The sequence below is a fragment of the Variovorax beijingensis genome (genome assembly GCF_003951285.1).
Classification (GTDB): Bacteria; Pseudomonadota; Gammaproteobacteria; order Burkholderiales; family Burkholderiaceae_C; genus Variovorax; species Variovorax beijingensis.
Genome location: NZ_RXFQ01000004.1, coordinates 262,907 through 286,240, shown reverse-complemented (window position 1 = coordinate 286,240; position 23,334 = coordinate 262,907). Strand labels below are relative to the sequence as shown.

Here is a 23,334-nt window from a genome sequence, read left to right as displayed (position 1 = left end):
TGGCGGCCTGCGGCCCCTTTCTTTCCCCCTTTACGAACCATCCACGCGAATCTCCAATGAAACCCATCCAAGTAGGCCTGCTCGGCGCAGGCACGGTCGGCAGCGGCACCTTCAAGGTGCTGCTGCGCAATCAGGAAGAAATCAAGCGACGTGCAGGCCGGGGCATCGAGATCACGATGGTGGCCGACCTGGACGCGGCGCGTGCGCGCGAAGTGGCCGGCGAAGGCGTGAAGGTGGTTGCCGACGCGCGCGAAGTCATCGCCAACCCGGACATCGACATCGTCATCGAGCTCATCGGCGGCTACGGCATTGCGAGGCAGCTGGTGCTCGAGGCGATTGCAGCCGGCAAGCACGTGGTCACGGCCAACAAGGCGCTGCTTGCGGTGCATGGCACCGAGATCTTCGCGGCCGCGCATGCCAAGGGCGTGATGGTGGCTTTCGAAGCGGCCGTGGCCGGCGGCATCCCGATCATCAAGGCGCTGCGCGAGGGCCTCACGGCCAACAGCATCCAGTGGCTGGCCGGCATCATCAACGGCACCACCAACTTCATCCTCTCCGAGATGCGCGACAAGGGGCTCGACTTCGCCACCGTGCTCAAGGAGGCCCAGCGCCTGGGCTACGCCGAAGCCGACCCCACCTTCGACATCGAGGGTGTGGACGCCGGCCACAAGGTCACGCTGATGAGTGCCATTGCCTTCGGCATTCCGGTGCAGTTCGACAAGGCGCACATCGAGGGCATCACCAAGCTCGCGGCGCAGGACATCAAGTACGCCGAACAGCTCGGCTACCGCATCAAGCTGCTCGGCATCACCAAGCGCACCGTGCAGGGCATCGAGCTGCGCGTGCATCCCTCGCTCGTGCCGTCGAAGCGCTTGCTTGCGAACGTCGAGGGCGCCATGAACGCCGTGGTGGTGCATGGCGACGCCGTCGGCACCACGCTGTACTACGGCAAGGGCGCGGGCAGCGAGCCGACCGCCAGCGCGGTGATCGCCGACCTCGTCGACATCACGCGCCTGCACACGGCCGATGCCGCGCACCGCGTGCCGCACCTGGCCTTCCACCCTGACGCCATGAGCGACCTGAAGGTGCTGCCGATGGCCGAGGTGGTCACCAGCTACTACCTGCGCCTGCGCGTGGCCGACCAGGCCGGCGTGCTTGCCAAGGTGACGGGCCTCCTGGCCACCGCGGGCATCAGCATCGACGCGGTGCTGCAGCGCGAGGCCGACGAAGTGGGCGGCGAGGGCTCCACCCAGACCGACCTGATCATCCTCACGCACGACGCCCGCGAAGGCACGGTGAACGACGTGCTTGCGGAACTGCAGGCACTGCCCACGGTGCTGCAGCCGATCGTGCGCATCCGCAAGGAAGAGCTGTCCTGAGGACGGCGCAAGAGACATACCGTGAACTACCTGAGCACCCGCGGCCACCCCGACCGCAAGCGTTTCTGCGAAATCCTGCTTGAAGGCCTCGCGCCCGATGGCGGCCTGTACCTGCCCGAGCACTATCCGCAGATCGACACCGCCACGCTCGCCAGATGGCGCGAGCTGCCGTATGCGGAACTGGCGTTCGAGATCCTCTCGCTCTACATCGACGACATTCCGCCGGCCGACCTGAAGGCGATCTGCGCCAAGACCTACACGGCCGAAGTGTTCGGCAGCGACGAGATCGTGCCGCTGCGCGAGCTGGAAGACGGCGTGTACCTCGAAGCCCTGTCCAACGGCCCCACGCTGGCCTTCAAGGACATGGCGATGCAGCTGCTGGGCAACCTGTTCGAGTACGAACTGGCCCGCCGCGGCGCCGAACTCAACATCCTGGGCGCCACCAGCGGCGACACCGGCAGCGCGGCCGAGTACGCCATGCGCGGCAAGAAGGGCGTGCGCGTCTTCATGACCTCGCCCGACGGCCGCATGAGCCCGTTCCAGCAGGCACAGATGTTCAGCCTGCAGGACCAGAACATCCACAACATCGCCATCAGCGGCGTGTTCGACGACTGCCAGGACATCGTCAAGGCGGTGTCGAACGACCTGGGCTTCAAGCGCAAGTACCGCATCGGCACGGTCAACTCGATCAACTGGGCGCGGCTGCTCGCGCAGGTCGTCTACTACTTCGCGGGCTACTTCCAGGCCGCGGCCAGCAACGACAAGCCCGTGAGCTTCACGGTGCCTTCGGGCAACTTCGGCAACGTCTGCGCGGGCCACGTGGCGCGCATGATGGGCCTGCCGATCCAGACGCTCGTGGTTGCCACCAACGAGAACGACGTGCTCGACGAGTTCTTCCGCACCGGCATCTACCGCGTTCGCGCGGCGGCCGACACGCACGAAACCTCGAGCCCGTCGATGGACATCAGCAAGGCCAGCAACTTCGAGCGCTTCGTGTTCGACCTGGTGGGGCGCGATGCCGGCAAGCTGCGCTCGCTGTTCGTGGACGAGCTGGGCCGCCACGGCCGCTTCGACCTGAGCGCCGATCCCGCCTTCAGGCAGGCTGCGGAGCGCTTCGGCTTCAAGAGCAGCCGCAGCACCCACGCCGACCGCCTGGCCACCATCCGCGACACCGACAGGCGCTTTGCCACGCTGGTCGATCCGCACACGGCCGACGGCCTCAAGGCCGCACGCGAACACCTCGCGCCCGGCGTGCCGATGGTGGTGCTCGAAACCGCGCTGCCGATCAAGTTTGCCGCCACGCTGGTGGAGGCGCTGGGCCACGAGCCCGCGCGCCCGGCCAGGTTCGAAGGCATCGAGGCGCTGCCCAAGCGGGTCGTCAAGCTGCCGGCCGATGCCGAGGCCGTGAAGGCCTACATCGCGCAGAACTGTGATTGACCCTTGCCGCACGCCGCGCCCTGAAGCGGCTGCCCCGCACATGCATTCGGCGGCCGCATAGACGGCCGCCACAGGAACTCGACATGAAGGTGATCGGCTTTTCCGGGTATTCGGGTTCGGGCAAGACCACGCTGGTCGAGCGCCTGATTCCCGTGCTCAAGCTCCATGGCCAGCGCGTGTCGGTGGTCAAGCATGCGCACCACAAGTTCGACATCGACCATCCCGGCAAGGACACCTACCGCCATCGCGAGGCGGGGGCTTTCGAGGTGGTCGTGGCGTCGGACAAGCGGCTCGCGCTGATCCGCGAATTCGAGCAGCCCGCGCAGCTGTCGGTGCACGACCTCATCGCCGAACTCCATGACGGCGTCGACTGGGTGCTGGTCGAGGGCTTCAAGCACAGCGACCTGCTCAAGATCGAGGTCTGGCGCGCGCCCGAGGACGGCAAGCCGCCCCGGCCCTCGCAGTACATCGAGGACGCCTTCGTGACCGCCATTGCCACCGACGCGCCCGCGAGCCTGCCGGTGCCCACCAGCCTGCCGCTGTTCGACCTCGACGACATCGAGGGCATCGCGCAGTGGTTGATCGACAGCGCAAGCCGCTTCGAATACAACCCCGAACACCATGGCTGATTCCGTCACTCCCCCGCGCCCGCCGCTGATGGCGCTCGACGAAGCCCTTGCGAGCCTGCTCGCGAAGGCGCTGCCGAAGCTGCCCTCCGAAAGCGTTGCCACCTTCGATGCGGACGGCCGCGTGCTCGCGCAGGACATCGTCTCCGCGCTCACCGTGCCGCCGCGCGACAACAGTTCGATGGATGGCTATGCGGTGCGCGTGGCCGACTGCGCCGCGCCGGGCGCCGTGCTGCAGGTCGCACAGCGCATTCCCGCCGGCACCGTGGGCACGCCGCTGGCGGCCGGCACCGCGGCGCGCATCTTCACCGGCGCCCAGATCCCCGAGGGCGCCGACGCCATCGTGATGCAGGAGGACACCCGGCCCGTGCCGCAGGAGGGCACGCTCGGCGCGGTGCGCATCGAGATCGCTCCAGCGGCCGGCCAGTGGATTCGCCGCGCCGGAGAAGACGTGGCCGCCGGCGACGTGGTGCTGCGCCAGGGCGAGCGCCTGACGCCCGCCGCGCTCGGGCTCGCCGCCAGCGTGGGTTTCGACCGGCTCCAGGTGGCGCGGCGGCCCCGCGTCGCGCTGCTGTCCACCGGTGACGAGCTGGTGATGCCCGGCGAGGTCGCGCCCGAGGCCATGAAGCCCGGCGCGATCTACAACTCCAACCGCTTCTTCATGCGCGCCTTGCTGCACCGGCTCGGCTGCGATGTGACCGACCTGGGCATCGTGCCCGACAGGCGCGAGGCCACCATCGATGCACTGCGCGGTGCGGCCGAGACCAGCGACCTGATCATCACCACCGGCGGCGTGTCGGTGGGCGAGGAAGACCACATCAAGGCCGCGGTGCAGGCGCTGGGCGAGCTGCAGCTGTGGTCGCTCTCGATGAAGCCCGGCAAGCCCTTCGCCTACGGGTCGATCGCAAGGGCCGGTGGCGAGGCGCAAGGGCGCTGCCACGTCACGGGCCTGCCCGGCAACCCCGTGTCCAGCTTCCTGACCTTCCTGCTGCTCGTGCGTCCGTTCCTGCTGACGCTGCAGGGTGCCAGTCGCGTGGCGCCCGAGCCCGTGCAGATGCGCGCCGACTTCGACTGGCCGCGCGCCGACCGCCGCCGCGAGTTCCTGCGCGCCCGGCGCAATGCCGCGGGCGGGCTCGACCTGTTCGCCAACCAGAGCTCGGGTGTGCTGACCTCGATGGTCTGGGGCGACGGCGTTGTCGACAACCCGCCGGGCCGGACCATCCAGGCCGGCGACACGGTGAATTTCATTCCCCTGGCCTCGCTGCTGGCCTGACCGAAGCTGTCCATGAAGGTCCAGATCCGTTACTTCGCCTCCGTGCGCGAGGCCCTCGACACCAGCGGCGAAACCGTCGACACCGGCGCCGCCACCCTGGCCGCGCTGCGCGACGAACTCATCGCGCGCGGCGGGGCGTACGCCACGGCGCTGGCGCGCGGAAAGGCCGTGCGCATGGCGCTCGACCAGGCCATGAGCGACGAGGCGGCCGCGCTGCGCGAAGGCTGCGAGGTCGCCTTCTTTCCGCCCGTTACGGGCGGCTGAGCCGGGCGTCCAGCGCCACCAGGCGCTCGCGCAAGGCATCGGACGCGCGGGTCATCGGCGAGCGCAGCTCGTCGCGCATCGAGCCGCCGTGCGCCAGCAGCGCCTTGAGGGGCGCAGGGTTCGGTTCGGCAAACAGCATTTCGATCAACGGCTGCAGCGGCTGCCATTCGGCGCGCCCCTCTGCGAGCCGGTTCTCGGCCAGGAGGCGCAGCACCTGCACGAAGCGCCGCGTCTGCACATGCCCGCTCGCCGCAATGGCGCCCACGCCGCCCTCGGCCACGGTGCCGAAGATCTGGTGGTCTTCGCCCGACAGCACCTGGAGCCTGCCGTCGGCAATCACGGCGCGCGTCTTGGCCATGTCGCCGCCGCAGTCCTTGATGCCGCGGATGCGCGGGTGTTCGGCCAGCGCCAGCAGCGTTTCGCGCGTGAGGGTTGCGCCGGTGCGGTAGGGAATGTCGTAGACCAGCACCGGCACCGCGCTGGCGTCGGCAATGGCGCGGAACCATTCGAGCAGGCCGGCCTGCGAGGGCCGGATGTAGTGCGGCGCAGGCACCAGCAGCCCCGCCAGCGGCCATTCGGCGAGCCGGTGCACCCAGGCCGTGGTCTTGCCCAGGTGGTAGCCCGACAGGCCCATGACGATCGGCAGCCCGGCTGCGGCGGCCTGCACCGTGTCGAGCGCGGCGAGCTGTTCCGTTTCATCGAGCGCGGCGGCCTCGCCGGTCGAGCCGCAGACCACGAAGCCGGCCACGCCGTCGCCAGCGAGCCGGCGGGTCAGCGCCGACAGCGCGGCGTGGTCGACGGCGCCGCCGCGAAACGGCGTGACAAGAGGAATCCAGAGGCCCGAGAAATCAGGATTGGCGGAGGGGTTTGACGATGGCGGCACGCGAGCTTCCTTTGAGGAATCGACCGATGGAAGGAACCGTCGTTCGATGCGCGCGCAACCCAATCGGGGCCAAGGCCTTGGCAGGTTCCGTCGCTCATCCGACGACGGAACCGCGGCTCCGGTCAGACGAGCTTTGGTTTTTTGGCTTTGCTGCTTTGGCGCGCGCGGCTGCATTCGAAGTGCGAAAGCACTGTGAAGAGCGTGGCGTGGCAAGGCATTGCCGAAGTCTAGCGCGGTGCCACAATCCCGGCATGAGCGATGCACGCGTTTCGATTCAGACAGCCGATTTCGACCTGGGGCAGGAGGTCGCCGCGTTGCGTGCCGGCGACAAACGCGTGGGTGCGGTCTGCAGCTTTGTCGGTACGGTAAGGGATCGCAACGATGGCAGCACCGTGGCCTCGATGGAGCTCGAACACTACCCCGGCATGACCGAAAAAGCCATCGAAGCCATGATCGACCAGGCGCACCAGCGCTTCGACATCCTGGGCGCACGCGTGATCCACCGCGTGGGCCTGTTGCAGCCGCTCGACCAGATCATGATGGTGGCGGTGGTCTCCGCCCACCGCGGCCAGAGCTTCGAGGCCTGCGAGTTCCTGATGGACTACCTGAAGACCCAGGCCCCGTTCTGGAAAAAGGAACAGACGCCCGAAGGCGCCCGTTGGGTGGATGCGCGCGTCAGCGACGACGCCGCCTTGGCGCGCTGGGGCATCACCGCCCCGAACGCTTAGAGAGGCTTGAAGCCGCTCGACTGGATGATGCGTTCCCAGGTCTGCGTGTAGCTGCGCACGCGGCCTGCGAACTGGCCCTGCGGCTCGTAGCCGACCGTCAGCCCCATGGTCGTGAGCTTCTGCTTCACGTCGGGCATGGCCAGCACCTTCTGCAGCGCGTCGCCGTAGCGGTCGATGACGGCCTGCGGCGTGCCCACGGGTGCGAAGATGCCGTAGTAGGGCAGGTCTTCCAGGTTCGAGAAGCCGAGTTCGGTGAAGGTGGGCACGTTCGGCAGCACGGCCTGGCGCTTGGCGCCGATGGAGGCCACGATGCGCACCTTGCCGGCTTTGTGGTTCTCGATGAAGTCGGGCACCGAGGCGATGCCGGCCGTGATCTGGTTGCCCAGCATGTCTGCCGTCATCGGCGCGCTGCCGCGGTAGGGCGCGGGCTGCACGTCGATCTTGTATTTTTCCGAGATCATCTTCACCAGGAACTCGGGGATGGAGGCCGGCGCCGGAATGCCGATGGTTTCCTTGCCGCCGCGCTGGGTGCGAACCCACTTGACGTACTCGTCGATGCTCTTGGCCGGCGTGCCGCCCGAGACCGCCAGCACGTTGGCGAAGGTGGCGAATCCGGCCACGGGCACGAAGTCGGTGGCGGGGTTGAAGCCCGGGTTCTTCACCACCTGCGGCAGGATGGAGATCGAATGGTCGTGCGAGAGAAACAGCGTATGGCCGTCGGCCGGGGCCGCCTTGAGCGCCTGCGCCGCGATCTGTCCGCCGGCGCCGGCGCGGTTCTCGACCACCACCGGCACGCCCAGCACGTCCTTGAGTTTTTCGCCCAGTGTGCGTGCAATGGCATCCGTGCCGGCACCGGCCGGAAAACCGACCAGCAGGCGAATGGGCGTGCCTTGCGCCTGCGCAAGGCCCGTCAGGCCCATGGCCGCTAAAAAGAGACCGACGCCGAGCGCCCGGCGAACCGGATGGGCGCGCTGCATTGAAAAAACCATGATCGACTCCATTCGAAAAATGAGCAGGCACAGTGCAATAGCCGTGCCCGAAGCGCCGGACACCTTGAATCGCGCCCGAACAGTCCTATTTTGAGTGCAGGAATACCACCATGCGACAAGACAAACTCACCACCAAATTCCAGGAAGCGCTGAGCGACGCCCAGACGCTCGCGCTCGGCAACGACAACGCCTACATCGAACCGGCCCACCTGTTGGCCGCGATGCTGCGCCAGGAGGACGGCCCGCGCGCCCTGCTGGAGCGCGCCGGTGTCAATGTGCAGGGCCTCGCGAAGGCGGCCGAAGCGGCCATCAAGAAGCTGCCGCAGGTACAGGGGCACGACATCGTCCAGGTCGGCCCTGAACTCGGCAAGCTGCTGCAGGCCACCGAGAAAGAAGCCATCAAGCGCAACGACCAGTTCATTGCGGGCGAGCTCTTCCTGCTGGCCGTGGCCGACAGCAAGTCGGACATCGGCCGCATCGCCAAGGAAAACGGCCTCGGCCGCAAGTCGCTCGAGTCGGCCATCGAGGCCGTGCGCGGCGGCCAGGGCGTGAACAGCGCCGACGCCGAAGGCCAGCGCGAAGCCCTCAAGAAATACTGCATCGACCTCACCGAGCGCGCGCGCCTGGGCAAGCTCGACCCGGTGATCGGCCGCGACGAGGAAATCCGCCGCGCCATCCAGGTGCTGCAGCGCCGCACCAAGAACAACCCCGTGCTCATCGGCGAACCCGGCGTGGGCAAGACCGCCATCGTCGAAGGTCTGGCGCAGCGCATCGTTGCGGGCGAGGTGCCCGAGTCGCTCAAGGGCAAGCGCGTGCTGTCGCTCGACATGGCCGCGCTGCTGGCCGGTGCCAAGTTTCGCGGCGAGTTCGAGGAGCGCCTGAAGACCGTGCTCAACGAGCTTGCCAAGGACGAAGGCCAGACCATCGTCTTCATCGACGAGCTTCACACCATGGTGGGTGCCGGCAAGGCCGAGGGTGCGATGGACGCGGGCAACATGCTCAAGCCCGCGCTCGCGCGCGGCGAGCTGCACTGCGTGGGCGCCACCACGCTCGACGAATACCGCAAGTACATCGAGAAGGACGCCGCGCTGGAGCGCCGCTTCCAGAAGATCATCGTGGGCGAGCCCAGCGTGGAGGCCACCATCGCCATCCTGCGCGGCCTGCAGGAAAAGTACGAAGTGCACCATGGCGTGCAGATCACCGACCCGGCCATCGTGGCCGCGGCCGAACTGAGTGACCGCTACATCACCGACCGCTTCCTGCCCGACAAGGCCATCGACTTGATCGACGAGGCCGCGGCCAAGATCAAGATCGAGATGGACTCCAAGCCCGAGGTCATGGACCGGCTCGACCGCCGCCTGATCCAGCTGCAGATCGAGCGCGAGGCCGTGCGCCGCGAAAAGGACGAAGCCTCGCAGAAGCGCTTCGGCCTGATCGAGGACGAGATCGGGCGCCTGCAGAAGGAGATCGCCGACTACGACGAGATCTGGCAGGCCGAGAAGGCGCAGGCCCAGGGCAGCGCGAAGATCCGCGAAGACATCGACAAGATCAAGTTCGAGATCGAGGAGTGGAAGCGCAAGGGCGACTTCAACAAGCTTGCCGAGCTGCAATACGGCCAGCTGCCGGCGCTGGAGAAGCGCCTGCGCGAGGCCGAGGAAAGCGAGGCGAGCAAGGGCAAGTCCAGCGCACCCACGCTGCTGCGCACGCAAGTGGGCTCCGAAGAAATCGCCGAGGTCGTGGCGCGCGCCACCGGCATTCCGGTCGCCAAGCTGATGCAGGGCGAACGCGACAAGCTGCTCGTGATGGAAGACAAGCTGCACGAGCGCGTGGTGGGGCAGGACGAGGCCATCGGCGCGGTCGCCAATGCGATCCGCCGCTCGCGCTCGGGCCTCTCCGATCCGAACCGCCCGACCGGCTCGTTCCTGTTCCTCGGCCCCACGGGCGTGGGCAAGACCGAACTGTGCAAGGCGCTCGCTGGCTTCATGTTCGACAGCGAAGACCACCTGATCCGCATCGACATGAGCGAGTTCATGGAGAAGCATTCGGTCGCCCGCCTGATCGGCGCGCCGCCGGGCTACGTGGGCTACGAGGAGGGCGGCTACCTGACGGAAGCCGTGCGCCGCAAGCCCTACAGCGTGGTGCTGCTCGACGAGGTCGAGAAGGCGCATCCGGACGTGTTCAACGTGCTGCTGCAGGTGCTCGACGACGGCCGCCTCACGGACGGCCAGGGCCGTACCGTGGACTTCAAGAACACCGTGATCGTGATGACCAGCAACATCGGCTCGCCGATCATCCAGTCGATGGTGGGCCAGCCCGCCGAGGAGATCAAGGAAGCGGTGTGGGACGAGCTCAAGAACTACTTCCGCCCCGAGTTCCTGAACCGCATCGACGAGACCGTGGTGTTCCATGCGCTCGACGCGAAGAACATCGAATCGATTGCCGCGATCCAGCTCAAGGTGCTGCAGGCGCGGCTCGCGAAGATGGACCTGGGCCTGGAGGTGTCGCCCGCGGCGCTGGCCGAGATTGCCAAGGTCGGCTTCGACCCGGTGTTCGGCGCGCGGCCGCTCAAGCGCGCCATCCAGCAGCGCATCGAGAATCCGCTCTCGAGGCTGCTGCTCGACGGCAGCTTCGGGCCGAAGGACACCATCGAAGTGAATACCGACCCGATCCGGACCCCCGGCCAGTTCTCGTTCACCAAGGCCGGGGAACCATCGGAGGCCGTTGCGGCCTAAAGTCGGATGATGAACTTCATTTTTCGCGTCATTCTTCTGCTCCTGGGGCTGGTCTTCGCGGCCAGCCTGGCGGTCGCCGTCATGTTGCTGGCGGCCGTGTGGGGCGTTCGCTACGCCTGGGGGCGGATCACGGGCAAGCCCGTGACGCCCTGGATGGCCTCGATGGGCGGGCGCTTCAACCCGCGTTCGGGCTTCGAGCGTTTTCGCAATGCGGCACAGCCAGCCGAGCCGAGCGCCGCCGACGTGGCCAATGCGCGTGCGCGCGGCGAGTCGGTGCGCAGCCCGCTGTCACTGCGTCCCGCAGGCGACGTGACTGACGTGCGGGCCCGGCCCGCGCGCGGCGAGTAAAACGCCCTGCGGGTCAGGCGCGGTACAGCGCCTCGATCTCTTCGGCGTAGGCTTTGTAGATGCTGGAGCGCCGCACCTTCATGGTTGCGGTGACTTCGCCGTCGTCGTGGTCCAACTCTTTTGTGAGCAGGTGAAAACGCCGGATCTGCGACACCTGCGCGAGCCTGTCGTTGCCGCGTGAGATTTCCGATTCGATCAGCGCGCGCACCCGCGGCTCTTCCACCAGCGAGCGGAAGTGCGTGAACGGAATGCGCTCGGCCTCGGCCCACTTGCCCACCGTTTCGTAGTCGATCTGCAGCAGCGCGCCGACGAACTTGCGCCCGTCCGCCACCACGATGCATTCCTTGATGAAGGGGCTGCCCTTCATGGTGTTCTCGATTTCCGAAGGTGTGAGGTTCTTGCCGCCGGCCGTGATCATGATGTCCTTCAGGCGGTCGACGATGCGCAGCTGGCCATCCTCTTCGCGCACCACGTCGCCGGTGTGGAGCCAGCCTTCGCGGATCGACGCGGCCGTGGCCTCGGGGTTCTTGTAGTACCCCTCGAACACCATCTCGCCGCGCACCAGCAGTTCGCCCGCTTCGCCGATGCGGTGCTCGGTGCCCAGCGTCGGCGGGCCGACCGTGCCGATCCTCACGGCATCGCTGCGGTGGCCGGCGATCATGCCGGTCGATTCGGTGAGGCCGTACACCTCCACCAGCGGCACGCCCAGCGTGCGGAAGAAGCGCACCACGTCGGCCGGAATCGGCGCCGCGCCGGTCAGCGCGATGCGCGCACGCCGCAGGCCGATGAAGTTCTGCAGCGCGCGCAGCACCGCCCAGTAGTGCAGGGCGAAACGGGCGCGCTCGGCCAAGGTCCACACGCTGCGCGGCTTCTCGGCCAGCGGCGCGCAGGCCGCGAGCGCGCGGCGGAACAGCGCACGCTGCAGCCGCCCCGCCTCCTGCATCTTGATGCTGATGCCCGCATGCAGCTTCTCCCAGATGCGCGGCACGCCGAGGAACATGGTGGGCGCCACTTCGCGCAGGTCTTCCTGCACGGTGCGGATCGATTCGCCGAAGTTCACCTGCGAGCCCAGGTAGACCGGCACGAAGGCCGTGAGCATCTGCTCGGCCACGTGGCACAGCGGCAGGTACGAGAGATGCGTGGTGTCGCCGTCGAGCGCCAGCCGCTCGACGATGCCGGGCACCACGCCGCGGATGTTGCGGTACGAGATCATCGCGCCCTTGGGCTTGCCGGTGGAGCCCGAGGTGTAGATCATCAGGCCGATGTCGGCGAGCGTCTGGCGTGCCAGCGCGGCGTCGATCCGCGCGTCGCCCTCGTGGGCGTGCACCTCGGCGCCGGCCTGTTCCACCTCGGCAAAGGTCGCGATGAGCGCGCGCACTTCGGGCGGATAGCTCGCGAGGCCCTTGGTCTCGATCACGACGATCTTGCGCAGGCGCGGCAGCTGGCCGATGGCGTCGAGCACCTTGTCGGTCTGTTCCTGGTCTTCGCAGACGATCACCTCGATGTCCGCATGGCCGACCACATAGGCCACCTCGTTGCTCGGGCTGGTCGGGTAGACACCGACGGTCACGGCGCCGATCAGGCCGGCGCCCATCTGCGCGAGCAGCCACTCGACGCGGTTCTCGGAGATCACGCCGAGATGCCCGCCGGACGCCAGGCCCATCGCATGCAGGCCGAGGCCGAAGCGGGATGCGCGGCGCAGGTAGCCGGCCCAGTCCAGCGGATGCCAGATGCCGAAGTCCTTCTGGCGGATCGCGATGCGCTGGGGCTGCGAGCGCGCCTGCTCGCGCAGCATCTGCGGCAATGTCAGCGAGGGAAGCGCAGCACCGGTCATGAGAGCCAGCGCTTGCGGCGCTTGTAGTGCTTGAGCGCGCGGAAGCTGCGCGACTCGCCGCTGCCGCCCACGCCCAGGTAGAACTCGCGCACGTCGGGGTCGGCCGCGAGCCGTTCGGCGCTGCCGTCGATCACCACCTTGCCGCTTTCCATGATGTAGCCCGTGTGGGCAATGGCCAGTGCCACGCTCGCGTTCTGCTCCACCAGCAGCATCGAAGTGCCGCGCTCGGCATTGATGCGCGCGATGATCGTGAAGATGTCTTCCACCAGTTTGGGCGAGAGGCCCAGGGAGGGCTCGTCGAGCAGGATGAGCTTGGGCTGCGCGACCAGCGCGCGGCCGATGGCCAGCATCTGCTGCTCGCCGCCCGAGAGATAGCCCGCGAGGCCCTTGCGGCGTTCGTGCAGGCGCGGGAAGTACGCGTAGACGTCGTCGAAATTGCGCGGTGGCGCGGGGCCGCCGCGCCCGGTGAGCGCATAGGTCGCGGCGATCAGGTTCTCCTCGACCGTCAGGTCCTCGAACACGCGCCGGCCTTCCATCACATGGCTCAGGCCGCGCCGCACGAGCTGCTGCGGCGCCAGCCGTGCGGTCGGCGCGCCGTCGAATACGATGCGGCCCGCTTCCATCTCGCCATCTTCCAGCGCGAGCAGGCCCGACACTGCCTTCAGCGTGGTCGACTTGCCCGCTCCGTTGCTGCCGAGCAGCGCCACGATCTGCCCGCGCGGCACGGCCAGCGACAGGCCGCGCAAGACTTGCACGACCTTGTTGTAGACCACCTCGATGTTGTTGACCTCCAAGACGAGGTCGGGCGGTGCCGTGCGCGCGTCCATCGGGTCGATCAGTTCAGTGCGATCCAGTCCGACGCCGGCACCATCTTCTGCGCCTTCATGTCGGCCTTGTAGACGCGGCCCACCGGAATCGAGTTGCCCTTGACGGTGATCGGCGTGCCGATGAGCCCGCCGGTATCGAAGTCCTTGATGGTGTTGAGCGAGGCCTTCAGGTTTTTGCCGTCCAGCGGCTTGCCCGCATCCAGCGTGCGCCTGGCCGCTTCGGTGAACAGCATCGCCGTGAGAAAGCCCTGCGTGTAGGCCGTGCTCTGGTACTCGGGGCGCAGCGCGCGGATCTTGTCGAGCATCGGCGCCTTGGCCGAGGTGTCGTAGTAGTAGCGGTAGGGCATCACGCCCATGAAGCCGTCGGCGCCTTCGCCCATCTTCATGACGGTGGAGCTGTCCATGGTCCAGAAGGTGCCCATCCACTTGCTGGTCATGCCCATCTGCTTGCCCTGCTGCACGAACTCCGGAATGGGCGCGAGGATGTAGCCGTGGAAGATGGTGTAGTCGGGTGCGGCGCGCCGCAGCTTGATGACCTCGGTCGACACGTCGACGCTGCCCGGCGGGGTCATGAGCTTGACCGGCACCGTGAGGCCCAGCTTCTTGGCGGCGGCTTCGCTGGCTTCGATCGGATCGCGGCCGAATTCGGAATCGGAGTACACGAAGGCCACCTTGGCGCCCGGCTTTTCCTTGGCGATGTGGCGCAGCAGGATGCCGATCTGCTCGGTGTAGTCGGGGCCGACCAGGAACTGGTTCGGGTACTTGGCCGAGTCGTTGAGCTCGGTGGCAAACGAAGCGCCGGCCATGAGGATCTGGCCGTTGCGTTCGAGCTCGGGGTTGATGGTCTTGGAGAAGCCGGTCGAGTCGCCGTAGTAGAGGTTGACCTTGTTCTGGCTCGTGATCTTCTTGAAGGCGGCCACCGACACATCGACCTTGTAGCCCGTGTCTTCCGGCACGTAGCGCAGCTTGCGCCCCTTGATGCCGCCCGCGTCGTTGACGATCTTCACGTAGTCGGCAATGCCGGCGTTGATGCCGACGCCGGCAAAGGCGAACACGCCGGTCATCGGAATGGAGCCGCCGATGACGATGTCCTCGTTGCCTTGCGCATTCGCGAACGACACGGCGCAGAGGCTGGCGGAGAGGCCGGCCGCGATCAGCAGCGTACGGCGGTGTTGGGAAAGCTTCGGTGTCTTGGGCATGCTTGTCTCCTGGTTCTAGTTACGAAACGGCCATAGATGGAAGAAGCGGCGTATGCGCCGCCACACTTCTGCGAGCCCGTGCGGCTCGAACACCAGAAATCCGACGATCAGCAGCCCGAACACGACGGTGCGCACGGGCGAGAGGAATACGGTCATCTCGACGCCGCCCGGCAGCAGGTCGACCACCAGCTTGAGCAGCTCGGGCACCATGGTCATGAACACCGCGCCGAAGATGCCGCCGAGGATCGTGCCCATGCCGCCGACGATGATCGCGGCCAGGAAGAAGATCGACATCAGGAGCGGAAAGCTCTCGGGCGTGACCACGCGGAAGAAGTAGGCCCAGAGGCCGCCTGCGACGCCCGCATAGAACGACGAGAGCCCGAACGAGAGCAGCTTGTAGCGCAAGAGCGGAATGCCCAGCACCTCGGCCGAGATGTCGCGGTCGCGGATCGCGATGAAGGCGCGGCCCACGCGCGTGCGAAACAGGTTGGCCGCGCCGAGCACCATGAGCAGCATGACGGGCACGATCACCCAGTAGAGCCGGAACGAGGTGTCCAGCGGCAGGCCGAAGAACTGCGCCGGCGGCAGCGAGAGGCCCGAGGTGCCGCCCGTGAGCTTCAGGTTGGCGAACAGGAAGTGCGCGATGAACGACGCTGCGATGGTGGCAATGGCGAGGTACAGCCCCTTCACGCGCAGCGAGGGGATGCCGACGATCAGCCCGCCGAGCATGGCGACGATGCCGCCCGCGGCAATGTTGACCAGGAAGGGCGTGCCGAGCCGCGTCTGCATGATCGCGACGGTGTAGGCGCCCAGTCCCATGAAGGCTGCTTGCCCGAGGCTCACCAGGCCCGTGTAGCCGGTGAGGATGTTGAGGCCCGTCGCACTCGCCACGTTGATGGCGACCAGGCACGCCAGGTAGAGCCAGTAGTCGCTGGCCATGAACGGAAACAACACCAGCAGCGCCGCGCCCATCGCGAGCCACACCTTCTGTGTGCGCGAGTCGAACAGCGCTGCGTCGGCTGTGTAGCTTTGCTTGAGGGTGCCGATGCGCATGGCTAGAGCCTCTCGATCTCGTGCGTGCCGAACAACCCGTAGGGCCGCACCATCAGCACGAGCACCAGCACGATGAAGGTCGCAAGCAGCTTGTACTCGCCACCGAGATAAGACCCGGCCAGCGCCTCCACCAGCCCGATGAAGAGGCCGCCGACCAGCGCACCCAGCACGCTGTCGAGCCCGCCGACGATCACCACCACCAGCACCGAAAGCCCGAACACCCCCATCGACGACGAGATGCCGCCAATGGCGCCGACGATGATGCCGGCCACCGCCGCGATCATGGCCGAGGCCACCCATGCGAGCGAGAACACGCGCGGCACGTTGATGCCCATCGAATACGCCGCCGCCTGGTCGGAGGCGGTGGCCCGCAATGCCACGCCGCCGCGCCAGAAGCGGAACAGCAGCAGCACCATCCCGATCAGCACCACGGCGATCAGCGCGCCGTAGGCGATCTTGGGCGCGAGGAACGCGTCGCCGATCATCACCGGCGCGTTCGGCAGGAACTCGGGCAGCCGGCGCTGGTCGGCGGTCCAGATGATCTCGACCAGTCCGACGAGGATCGACGCGAGGCCGACCGTCACCATGAACACCGAGATCGGCGGCTCGCCCAGCAGGGGCCGGATCATGGTGCGCTCGATCACCGCGCCCAGCAGGCCGGTGCCGATCACCGAGCCCGGCACCGCGAGCCAGATCGGCAGCGAAAGGCTCGCGGCAAAGGTGAAGAACAGGTACGCGCCGACCATCAGCATCTCGCCGATGGCGATGTTGACCACGCGCGTGGCCTTGTAGACCAGCACGAAGGCCAGCGCGGCCAACGCGTAGAGCCCGCCGCCGGCAATGCCGGTGAGCGCGATCTCGAACAGGTAGGCCCAATCCATCAGGCCGCTCCTGCCATGGATCCGCCGCGCAGCCGCCGCCGCAGTTCGCCGACGTCGCCCGCGCCGAGGTAGGCGCGGATCACCTCGGGGTCGGCCTGCACCTGCGCCGGCGTGCCCTGCGCGATCACCTGGCCGAAGTTGAGCACCACGACGTGGTCCGACAGGTCCATCACCATGCCCATGTCGTGCTCCACCATCAGCACCGTGATGCCCCATTCGCGCCGCACGTCGAGAATGAAGCGCGCCATGTCCTCGGTCTCCTCGCGGTTCATGCCGGCCACGGGTTCGTCGAGCATCAGCACCTTGGGCTGCATGGCCAGGGCGCGCGCCATTTCCACCCGCTTCTGCAGGCCGTAGGGCAGGGCTGCGACCGAGGCGTGGCGGATGTGGTCGATCTCGAGGAAATCGATGATGCGTTCCTCCACGTCGCGCCGCAGCTCGGCTTCTTCGCGGCGGGCACGGCCCAGGTAGAACAGCGCGTCGAACACATTGGTCTTCAGGTGCGCGTGGCGGCCGAGCTTGATGTTGTCGAGCACCGTCATGCCGCGGAACAGCGCGATGTTCTGGAAGCTGCGCGCCAGGCCCAGCGCGGCGCGCTTCGGCGCGGGCAGGCGGGTGATGTCCTCGCCCTCGAACAGCACGCGGCCCTGCGCGGGCTTGTAGAAGCCGGAGATCGTGTTGAACAGCGATGTCTTGCCCGCGCCGTTGGGGCCGATCACCGCGGTGATCGAGCCGGGCGCCACGCCGAAGCCCACGTTGGTCAGCGCCTTGACGCCGCCGAACGCGAGCGTCAGCGCATCCACCCGCAGCACGGATGCGGCTGGCGCGGAAAGGTCGTCCCATATGGGCTCGTCAGGCATGGCTAGGAGGGAGCTGCTGGCGTCAGGGTTTGTGTCCAGGACCAGAAAAGCTACTGGCCCGTAAAATTCCTACTGACGGGTAATGTCAGGGTTTGCCGCAGGCCGCGGCATCAGGACTTTCCCCGCCCGCACAAACCCCATGGCCCGTCCCGCCCCAATTGCACCCTCTCCCTCCGCGTCCCCGGCAGCGCTTTCTCCCTGGGCACCCGCCGGCAAGCGAGCGCAGCAGCGCGAGGTCAAGCGCAACGCCGTGTTGCAGACGGCGGCGCAGCTGTTCAACGAGCGCGGCTTCCATGCGACCTCGCTCGACGACATCGCCGAGCGGCTCAATGTCAGCAAGCCCACGCTCTACTACTACGTCGAGAGCAAGGACCAGATCCTGCTCGAGTGCGTGAAGACCGCGCTCGACCTGATGCAGGCCGGCATCGGCGAGGTGCGTGCCGCGGGCGGCAGCGCCATCGACCAGCTCAAGGCCTGCATGCGCATCTATTCGGGCGTGGTCACGCAGGACTTCGGCATGTGCGTGATCCGCATCGGCGAAGACCCGCTGCCCGCTCCGCTCAGGAAGGAACTGCGGCGCCTCAAGGCCGGCATCGACGGGCAGTTCCGCCGGCTCATCGAGGATGGCGTGGCCGAAGGCTCGATCGCGCCCTGCGATCCCAAGATGGCCGCCTTCATGCTGGCCGGCGCGCTGAGCTGGATCGGCCGCTGGTACCGCCCCGATGGCGACCTGACGCCCGACCAGATTGCCGACCAGGGCATCGAACTGCTGTTGAATGGCGTACTGAACCGCCCGGCTGCGCCGCGCCGCAAGCCCGCGGCGACGAAGGCCAGGTGAGCGGCCACCGAATCCATTTTTCAATCCAGGAGAACCACACCATGACAACACGCGACATCTTCGTGGTCGGCACCGCCCGCACCGCCATCGGCACCTTCGGCGGCGCACTGAAGGACGTGCCCAACACGCAACTGGCCACCACCGCCGTCAAGGCCGCCATCGCACGCAGCGGTGTGGCGGCCGATGCCATCGGCCATGTGGTCATGGGCAACGTGATTCCCACCGACGTGAAGGACGCCTACCTCAGCCGCGTGGCGGCCATCGACGCGGGCTGCCCGATCGAGACGCCGTCCTTCAACGTCAACCGCCTCTGCGGCTCCGGCCTGCAGGCGATCGTGTCGGCCGCGCAGGCCATTGCGCTGGGCGACTGCGACATCGCCATCGGCGGCGGCTCGGAATCGATGAGCCGCGGGCCTTACTTCGACACCTCGGCGCGCTACGGCGCACGCATGGGCGACGCGGTGCTGGTCGACTACATGCTGGGCATCCTGCACGACCCGTGGGAGAAGATCCACATGGGCATCACGGCCGAGAACGTGGCGGCGCGCTACGGCATCACGCGCGCGCAGATGGACGAACTGGCCGTGGCCAGCCAGCAGCGCGCAGCGGCGGCCATTGCGGCGGGCCGCTTCAAGGAGCAGATCGTTCCGGTCGAGGTGAAGACGCGCAAGGGCGTCGTGCTGTTCGACACCGACGAGCACGTGCGCGCCGACACCACCGCGGAAACGCTCTCGAAGATGAAGCCCGCCTTCAAGAAGGACGGCCTCGTCACCGCCGGCAATGCCTCGGGCATCAACGACGGCGCCGCCGCTGTGGTGCTCGCCAGTGGAGAGAGCGTCAAGGCGCGAGGTCTGAAGCCGCTCGCACGCCTGGTGGGCTATGCGCACGCCGGCGTGGAGCCCGCGTACATGGGCATCGGCCCGGTGCCTGCCACGCGCAAGGTGCTGGAGCGCACGGGCCTGAAGGTCGCCGACTTCGACGTGATCGAATCGAACGAAGCCTTCGCGGCGCAGGCCTGCGCGGTCATCAAGGAGCTGGGCTTCGACCCGGCCAAGGTGAACCCCAACGGCTCGGGCATTTCGCTGGGCCACCCGGTGGGCGCGACCGGCGCGATCATCACCACGAAGGCGATTGCCGAGTTGCACCGCACCGGCGGGCGCCATGCGCTGGTCACGATGTGCATCGGCGGCGGGCAGGGCATTGCTGCCGTGTTCGAGCGCGTTTGAAGGCACACTTGCGGGCATGCTCCGCCCACCTGTCCTGATCGACCCCGACGAGGTCGAGTTCAGCGCGATCCGCGCGCAGGGCGCGGGCGGCCAGAACGTCAACAAGGTGTCGAGCGCGGTCCACCTGCGCTACGACATCCATGCGAGTTCGCTGCCTGCCGACGTGAAGGAGCGGATGCTCGCGCTGCGCGACAGCCGCATCACGCAGGAGGGCGTCTTCGTGCTGAAGGCGCAGCAGTACCGCACGCAGGAAATGAACCGCGCCGACGCGCTCGCGCGCCTGCAGGAGGTGGTCGACAGCGTGGCCACACCGCCGCGCGTGCGGCGCGCCACCAAGCCGACCTACGGTTCGAGGCAGCGCCGGCTCGAAGGCAAGAGCCAGCGCTCGCAGATCAAGAACCTGCGCGGACCGGTGCGGGACTGACCGGCTTGCCGCCGCGCAGCCGCTTGATCTGCAGCGTCACGCCGACCAGGTACAGCACGCCGAGCACCGCGGTGATCGCCTTGAGTTCGGGCGCATCGGCATTGGGCAGCAGGGGCGCACCCAGCGGCAGGCGGGTCAGGGTTTCGGTGAAGGCCGGAATCCAGTGGAACAGGAAGCTGGCCGAGAAGGCTGCGGCTTCGACGTAGCGCGAGGCCTGGCCGAAGAAGGCGCCGCGGCCGGCGGCTGCCCCCACGGCCAGCGCCACGAGCGTCAGGATGCCCAGCGCATGCGGCTTGCCGAAACCGCCGTGCTGGAAGATGCCGAAGCCGGTCAGGCAGGTCAGCACGGTGGTCCACACGAAGACCTGGCCCCAGCCGGTGCGCAGCGTGATTTCCCTGTAGCGGAACAGGGCGATCAGCCCCGCAATCACGGCGATCAGGCTGATCGCGGTGTGGACAATGCCAAGGGACGTGAGTCCCAGCCATCCTGTTGCAGCCATGCGGATCTCCTCGCAGTCGTGGTGGCGCGATTCTGGCCGGGCGCGGGCAATTTGTCTTCACCGTTAAGCCCCCGCTAAGCTGGCGGACACGGGCCGCAAGCACAATAGGCGCCATGAGAGCCTTCCTCCGCCGCACTTTGCCGGCCTTCCTGCTGGCGCTGGGCGCCGCTGCCCTGGCGGGCTGCGGGCCGGCCGCCGACAGCGCCTCGGCGGCCGCGGGTGCGCCACAGGAACTCAAGTGGGAAGAGCTCGTTCCCAAGAACTGGGATCCCACCAAGCGCTACCGCAACCTGAGCCTGGAGTCGCTGCGCGACAACGACCCGCGCGCGGTCCAGATGCTCGACGAGATGCGCGCCGTCTGGGACAACGCCCCGGTCAACGTGGCGCTCGACGGCACGGCTGCGCGCCTGTCGGGCTTCGTCGTCCCGCTGGACAACACGCAGGCCGGCATCCGCGAGTTCCTGCTGGTGCCTTACTTCGGCGCCTGCATCCACACGCCGCCGCCGCCCGCCAACCAGATCGTGCACGTGGTTGCGGCCGATACCGTGAAGGGCCTGCATGCGATGGACACGGTGCGCGTGAGCGGCCTGCTGAAGGCTGCGCGCTACTCCTCGGTGGACATGGGCGTGAGCGGCTACGAGATCAAGTCGGCCTCCGTGGAGCCTTTCGTCGCGGCGCGCTGACGTGGTCTTGATGGCGCGGCCGCCCGGGGCCTTCGTTCAGCTGCCGTCGTCGCCCTGCGGCAGCGGCGGCGCGTCGGCCTGCTGCGTCAGCGCCGCCAGCGCCTCGCCGTCGGTGCGGTAGCTGAAGAGCATCGGCCCCGGTGCGAGCAGGCCGGCGCGCTCCAGCACCTGCATGGCCGGCAGCTTCAGGCCGCTCAGGTGCAGGCGCACGCCCTTGGCTTCCATCATCCGGCGGATCGAGCCGAACACTTCGGCGCCCGTGATGTCGATGCGGTTGATGGGCTGCGCAAAGAGGCACACGTCGGTGAGTTCGGGGCGCTCGGCCAGCGCGGTCGTGAGCGCGCGTTCGAGCGTGGAGGCCGAAGCGAAGTCGAGCTCGGCATCCATGCGCAGCGCATAGAGCTGCGGTGCCAGCGGCGGCAGCTTCCAGAGGTTGCGGTCGCGCAGGCTGCCGTCGGGATGCAGGCCCACCTCGATGATGCGCGGATGCAGGTGGCGGTACATGTAGTGCGCCAGGCTCGCGAGCAGGCCGCCCAGCACGCCCCAGTAGATGCTCGGTGCCGTGGCAATGGTCAGCACGAAGGTGCCGAACGAAATGCCCGCCTCGATGCGCGACACGCGCCAGAGCGCGACGAAGCTCGCCGGCTTGACCAGCCCCAGGATGGCCGTGACCACCACCGCCGCCAGCACCGCCTGCGGCACGTGATAGAGCAGCGGCATCAGCCACAGCAGCGCGCCGGCCACCACCACCACGCTGAACAGCGTGGCCCAGCCGGTCTGGGCGCCCGCATACAGCGTGATGGCCGAGCGCGAGAACGACGAGCTGGTGGGAAAGGCGCCCGTGAAGCCTGAGGCCAGCTTGGCCAGGCCCTGGCCGATCAGGTCCTGGTTCTCGTTCCAGAGCGTGCCGGCGCGCGCGTTGTCGACCTTGGCGCTCGACGCGGTCTCGAGAAAGCTCACGAGCGTGATCATCAGCGCGGGCAGCACCAGCGCGCTGAACGTGTTCAGCGGCAGCAGGCCCGGCCAGTAGAAGGAAGGCAGGCCCGAAGGCAGGCTGCCCACCACGGCCCCGCCGCGCAATGCGTAGTTGACGCTCCAGCTGATGGCCGCGGCGCCCGCCACCAGCGCCATGGTGGTCGGGAAGCGCGGCGCGAGCCGCTTGCCGAGCCACAGCACGGCGATGCTGCCGAGTCCGAAGGCGATGGCGACCAGGTCGGGCGGCGGCCCGCCCTGCAGCACCTGGGGAAGGGTGCGCCCCGTGAAGCCGAGCAGCGCCGGCAGCTGCGAAATGGCGATCAGCACCGCCGCGCCCTGCGTGAAGCCGATCAGCACCGGCGAGTTGACCAGCCGCAGCAGCCAGCCGAAGCGCCCGATGCCCAGCACGATCTGGATCGCGCCCGACATCAGCGTGAGCCACACCGCCATTTCCACCCATTCGGCGCTGCCGGGCACCGCCAGCGGCGCGAGCGATGCACCCACCAGCAGGCTGGTGAGCGCCGTGGGCCCTACCGACAGCCGCTGCGACGAGCTGAAGATCACCGCGATGAGCGCCGGAAACAGCGCCGCATACACGCCGGTGACCAGCGGCATGCCCGCCAGCGCCGCATAGGCCACGCCCTGCGGAAGGACCATCAGCGCCACCGTGATGCCAGCGGTTGCCTCGTTGCGCAGCAGCGCCGCGGAAGGACGGGGCCAGGCCAGGCAGGGAACCCAGCGCGCGATGCGCTGGCGCAGGGAGGAAGGGGAGGAGGGGGTGGCTGCCGGATTCATGGATGGTGGGTGGCTTGCTGGCGATTGTCCTGCGCCACCGCGGGCGGGAACTTGCGCGGCCGTTCGGGCCGCGCGCATGGAGAGTGCCTAGACCAGCGAACTCGCGTTCTTGAGCACGTAGTCGCAGGCCTTCTCCTTCACCTTCGACGAGAGCATCTTGAAGTTCAGCGTCTTGCCGTCGCCGCCCTTGAGCAGTCCCTTGGCGCCGCTCGCGAAGCCGGTTTCCTGCTGCTTCTGGCCGGTGATCTTCGCCAGCAGTTTGTCCTTCACCGAGGCCGCATCGCCGCCGAGATAGTTGTTCTTGACGCAGTACTGCAGCACGCCGGCCGCATTGCCCATGGTGCTGGAGCCGATCGCGGGCATCTTGAAGCCGAGGTTCTCGCCGAGGGCCGAACTGCCGCCCGAGGAGCCCATCTGGTCCTTGAACTTGCCGAGCAGGTCCGACTGGGCCGAGGCCGAGACACTGGCCGCAACCAGCGCGATGGAAATCAGTGCGGTGCGAAAACGCATGATGACGAACTCCCGTTTGTCGAGGTGATTGATCGAAGATTCCATCGTCAGCATACCCCCGACGGAACCCC

23 protein-coding genes are annotated in these 23,334 nt (G+C 67.7%); 12 read left to right on the top strand and 11 right to left on the bottom strand.

All coding sequences use genetic code 11. The features are described from left to right. Nucleotides 1-56 precede the first annotated feature (56 nt). From EJO66_RS08715 to moaD, 5 genes are all read left to right on the top strand, one after another. Nucleotides 57-1,379, top strand: a complete 1,323-nt coding sequence (locus tag EJO66_RS08715; protein ID WP_125965044.1) for a homoserine dehydrogenase — start codon at nucleotides 57-59, stop codon at nucleotides 1,377-1,379. A 21-nt stretch (nucleotides 1,380-1,400) separates the two neighbouring features. Then, nucleotides 1,401-2,816, top strand: a complete 1,416-nt coding sequence (gene thrC / locus EJO66_RS08710; protein WP_125965043.1) for a threonine synthase — start codon at nucleotides 1,401-1,403, stop codon at nucleotides 2,814-2,816. A gap of 83 nt (nucleotides 2,817-2,899) precedes the next feature. Further along, complete coding sequence (mobB, locus tag EJO66_RS08705; RefSeq protein ID WP_124959291.1) at nucleotides 2,900-3,445, top strand: molybdopterin-guanine dinucleotide biosynthesis protein B; 546 nt, start codon at nucleotides 2,900-2,902, stop codon at nucleotides 3,443-3,445. Next, a complete protein-coding gene (locus tag EJO66_RS08700; RefSeq protein WP_164547794.1) occupies nucleotides 3,438-4,715 on the top strand; it encodes a molybdopterin molybdotransferase MoeA in 1,278 nt (425 codons plus the stop codon). The genes mobB and EJO66_RS08700 overlap by 8 nt, the downstream gene beginning before the upstream one ends. Nucleotides 4,716-4,727: 12 nt before the next feature. Next, complete coding sequence (gene moaD / locus EJO66_RS08695) at nucleotides 4,728-4,979, top strand: molybdopterin converting factor subunit 1 (protein WP_124959293.1); 252 nt, start codon at nucleotides 4,728-4,730, stop codon at nucleotides 4,977-4,979. On the opposite strand, the gene dapA is transcribed toward moaD, so the two are convergent. After that, the gene (dapA, locus tag EJO66_RS08690; RefSeq protein WP_125965042.1) at nucleotides 4,966-5,862 is read right to left on the bottom strand and encodes a 4-hydroxy-tetrahydrodipicolinate synthase; all 897 of its coding nucleotides are present in this window, start codon (nucleotides 5,860-5,862) and stop codon (nucleotides 4,966-4,968) included. The genes moaD and dapA overlap by 14 nt on opposite strands. Before the next feature lie 251 nt (nucleotides 5,863-6,113). Between dapA and EJO66_RS08685 the strand changes: the two genes are divergently transcribed. Continuing rightward, on the top strand, nucleotides 6,114-6,590 hold the full coding sequence (locus tag EJO66_RS08685; RefSeq protein WP_125965041.1) for a molybdenum cofactor biosynthesis protein MoaE: 477 nt from the start codon (nucleotides 6,114-6,116) through the stop codon (nucleotides 6,588-6,590). Here the strand turns inward: EJO66_RS08685 and EJO66_RS08680 are convergent. After that, nucleotides 6,587-7,579 carry a Bug family tripartite tricarboxylate transporter substrate binding protein gene (locus EJO66_RS08680; RefSeq protein WP_124959296.1) on the bottom strand — a complete coding sequence of 331 codons (993 nt, stop codon included), beginning with the start codon at nucleotides 7,577-7,579 and terminating at the stop codon, nucleotides 6,587-6,589. The genes EJO66_RS08685 and EJO66_RS08680 overlap by 4 nt on opposite strands. Nucleotides 7,580-7,689: 110 nt before the next feature. Between EJO66_RS08680 and clpB the strand changes: the two genes are divergently transcribed. Beyond that, nucleotides 7,690-10,311 carry an ATP-dependent chaperone ClpB gene (clpB, locus tag EJO66_RS08675; protein WP_125965040.1) on the top strand — a complete coding sequence of 874 codons (2,622 nt, stop codon included), beginning with the start codon at nucleotides 7,690-7,692 and terminating at the stop codon, nucleotides 10,309-10,311. A 9-nt stretch (nucleotides 10,312-10,320) separates the two neighbouring features. Continuing rightward, nucleotides 10,321-10,659 carry a hypothetical protein gene (locus EJO66_RS08670; RefSeq protein WP_240648549.1) on the top strand — a complete coding sequence of 113 codons (339 nt, stop codon included), beginning with the start codon at nucleotides 10,321-10,323 and terminating at the stop codon, nucleotides 10,657-10,659. Between the two features lie 13 nt (nucleotides 10,660-10,672). Here the strand turns inward: EJO66_RS08670 and EJO66_RS08665 are convergent, their stop codons facing one another. The 6 genes from EJO66_RS08665 to EJO66_RS08640 are packed head-to-tail and all read right to left on the bottom strand — an operon-like array spanning nucleotide 10,673 to nucleotide 17,313. Continuing rightward, the gene (locus EJO66_RS08665) at nucleotides 10,673-12,493 is read right to left on the bottom strand and encodes an AMP-dependent synthetase/ligase (RefSeq protein WP_125965038.1); all 1,821 of its coding nucleotides are present in this window, start codon (nucleotides 12,491-12,493) and stop codon (nucleotides 10,673-10,675) included. Then, the gene (locus tag EJO66_RS08660; protein ID WP_125965037.1) at nucleotides 12,490-13,320 is read right to left on the bottom strand and encodes an ABC transporter ATP-binding protein; all 831 of its coding nucleotides are present in this window, start codon (nucleotides 13,318-13,320) and stop codon (nucleotides 12,490-12,492) included. The genes EJO66_RS08665 and EJO66_RS08660 overlap by 4 nt, the downstream gene beginning before the upstream one ends. An 8-nt stretch (nucleotides 13,321-13,328) precedes the next feature. Further along, nucleotides 13,329-14,519 carry an ABC transporter substrate-binding protein gene (locus EJO66_RS08655; protein WP_125965036.1) on the bottom strand — a complete coding sequence of 397 codons (1,191 nt, stop codon included), beginning with the start codon at nucleotides 14,517-14,519 and terminating at the stop codon, nucleotides 13,329-13,331. A 15-nt stretch (nucleotides 14,520-14,534) separates the two neighbouring features. Further along, the gene (locus EJO66_RS08650; protein WP_125965035.1) at nucleotides 14,535-15,572 is read right to left on the bottom strand and encodes a branched-chain amino acid ABC transporter permease; all 1,038 of its coding nucleotides are present in this window, start codon (nucleotides 15,570-15,572) and stop codon (nucleotides 14,535-14,537) included. 2 nt (nucleotides 15,573-15,574) lie between these two features. Beyond that, nucleotides 15,575-16,453, bottom strand: a complete 879-nt coding sequence (locus tag EJO66_RS08645; protein WP_124959302.1) for a branched-chain amino acid ABC transporter permease — start codon at nucleotides 16,451-16,453, stop codon at nucleotides 15,575-15,577. Further along, complete coding sequence (locus tag EJO66_RS08640; protein ID WP_125965034.1) at nucleotides 16,453-17,313, bottom strand: ABC transporter ATP-binding protein; 861 nt, start codon at nucleotides 17,311-17,313, stop codon at nucleotides 16,453-16,455. The genes EJO66_RS08645 and EJO66_RS08640 overlap by 1 nt, the downstream gene beginning before the upstream one ends. A 139-nt stretch (nucleotides 17,314-17,452) precedes the next feature. Here EJO66_RS08640 and EJO66_RS08635 point away from each other — a divergent pair, with 139 nt between their 5' ends. The 3 genes from EJO66_RS08635 to arfB are packed head-to-tail and all read left to right on the top strand — an operon-like array spanning nucleotide 17,453 to nucleotide 19,801. Further along, nucleotides 17,453-18,151, top strand: coding sequence for a TetR/AcrR family transcriptional regulator (locus EJO66_RS08635; RefSeq protein ID WP_164547793.1), 699 nt, complete (start codon nucleotides 17,453-17,455; stop codon nucleotides 18,149-18,151). A gap of 41 nt (nucleotides 18,152-18,192) precedes the next feature. Beyond that, a complete protein-coding gene (locus EJO66_RS08630) occupies nucleotides 18,193-19,377 on the top strand; it encodes an acetyl-CoA C-acyltransferase family protein (protein ID WP_125965032.1) in 1,185 nt (394 codons plus the stop codon). 16 nt (nucleotides 19,378-19,393) lie between these two features. Further along, the gene (gene arfB, locus EJO66_RS08625; protein WP_125965031.1) at nucleotides 19,394-19,801 is read left to right on the top strand and encodes an alternative ribosome rescue aminoacyl-tRNA hydrolase ArfB; all 408 of its coding nucleotides are present in this window, start codon (nucleotides 19,394-19,396) and stop codon (nucleotides 19,799-19,801) included. On the opposite strand, the gene EJO66_RS08620 is transcribed toward arfB, so the two are convergent. Next, nucleotides 19,770-20,300 (bottom strand): hypothetical protein, encoded by a 531-nt coding sequence (locus tag EJO66_RS08620; protein ID WP_124959307.1) that lies wholly within the window; start codon nucleotides 20,298-20,300, stop codon nucleotides 19,770-19,772. The two genes, arfB and EJO66_RS08620, sit on opposite strands and share 32 nt — an antisense overlap. A 113-nt stretch (nucleotides 20,301-20,413) precedes the next feature. Between EJO66_RS08620 and EJO66_RS08615 the strand changes: the two genes are divergently transcribed. Continuing rightward, on the top strand, nucleotides 20,414-20,983 hold the full coding sequence (locus EJO66_RS08615) for a DUF3299 domain-containing protein (protein WP_206168839.1): 570 nt from the start codon (nucleotides 20,414-20,416) through the stop codon (nucleotides 20,981-20,983). A gap of 36 nt (nucleotides 20,984-21,019) precedes the next feature. On the opposite strand, the gene EJO66_RS08610 is transcribed toward EJO66_RS08615, so the two are convergent. Both EJO66_RS08610 and EJO66_RS08605 read right to left on the bottom strand, forming a co-directional pair. Then, the gene (locus EJO66_RS08610) at nucleotides 21,020-22,753 is read right to left on the bottom strand and encodes a SulP family inorganic anion transporter (RefSeq protein ID WP_125965030.1); all 1,734 of its coding nucleotides are present in this window, start codon (nucleotides 22,751-22,753) and stop codon (nucleotides 21,020-21,022) included. An 87-nt stretch (nucleotides 22,754-22,840) separates the two neighbouring features. Further along, nucleotides 22,841-23,263, bottom strand: coding sequence for a DUF2501 domain-containing protein (locus EJO66_RS08605; protein WP_240648548.1), 423 nt, complete (start codon nucleotides 23,261-23,263; stop codon nucleotides 22,841-22,843). Nucleotides 23,264-23,334: the final 71 nt, after the last annotated feature.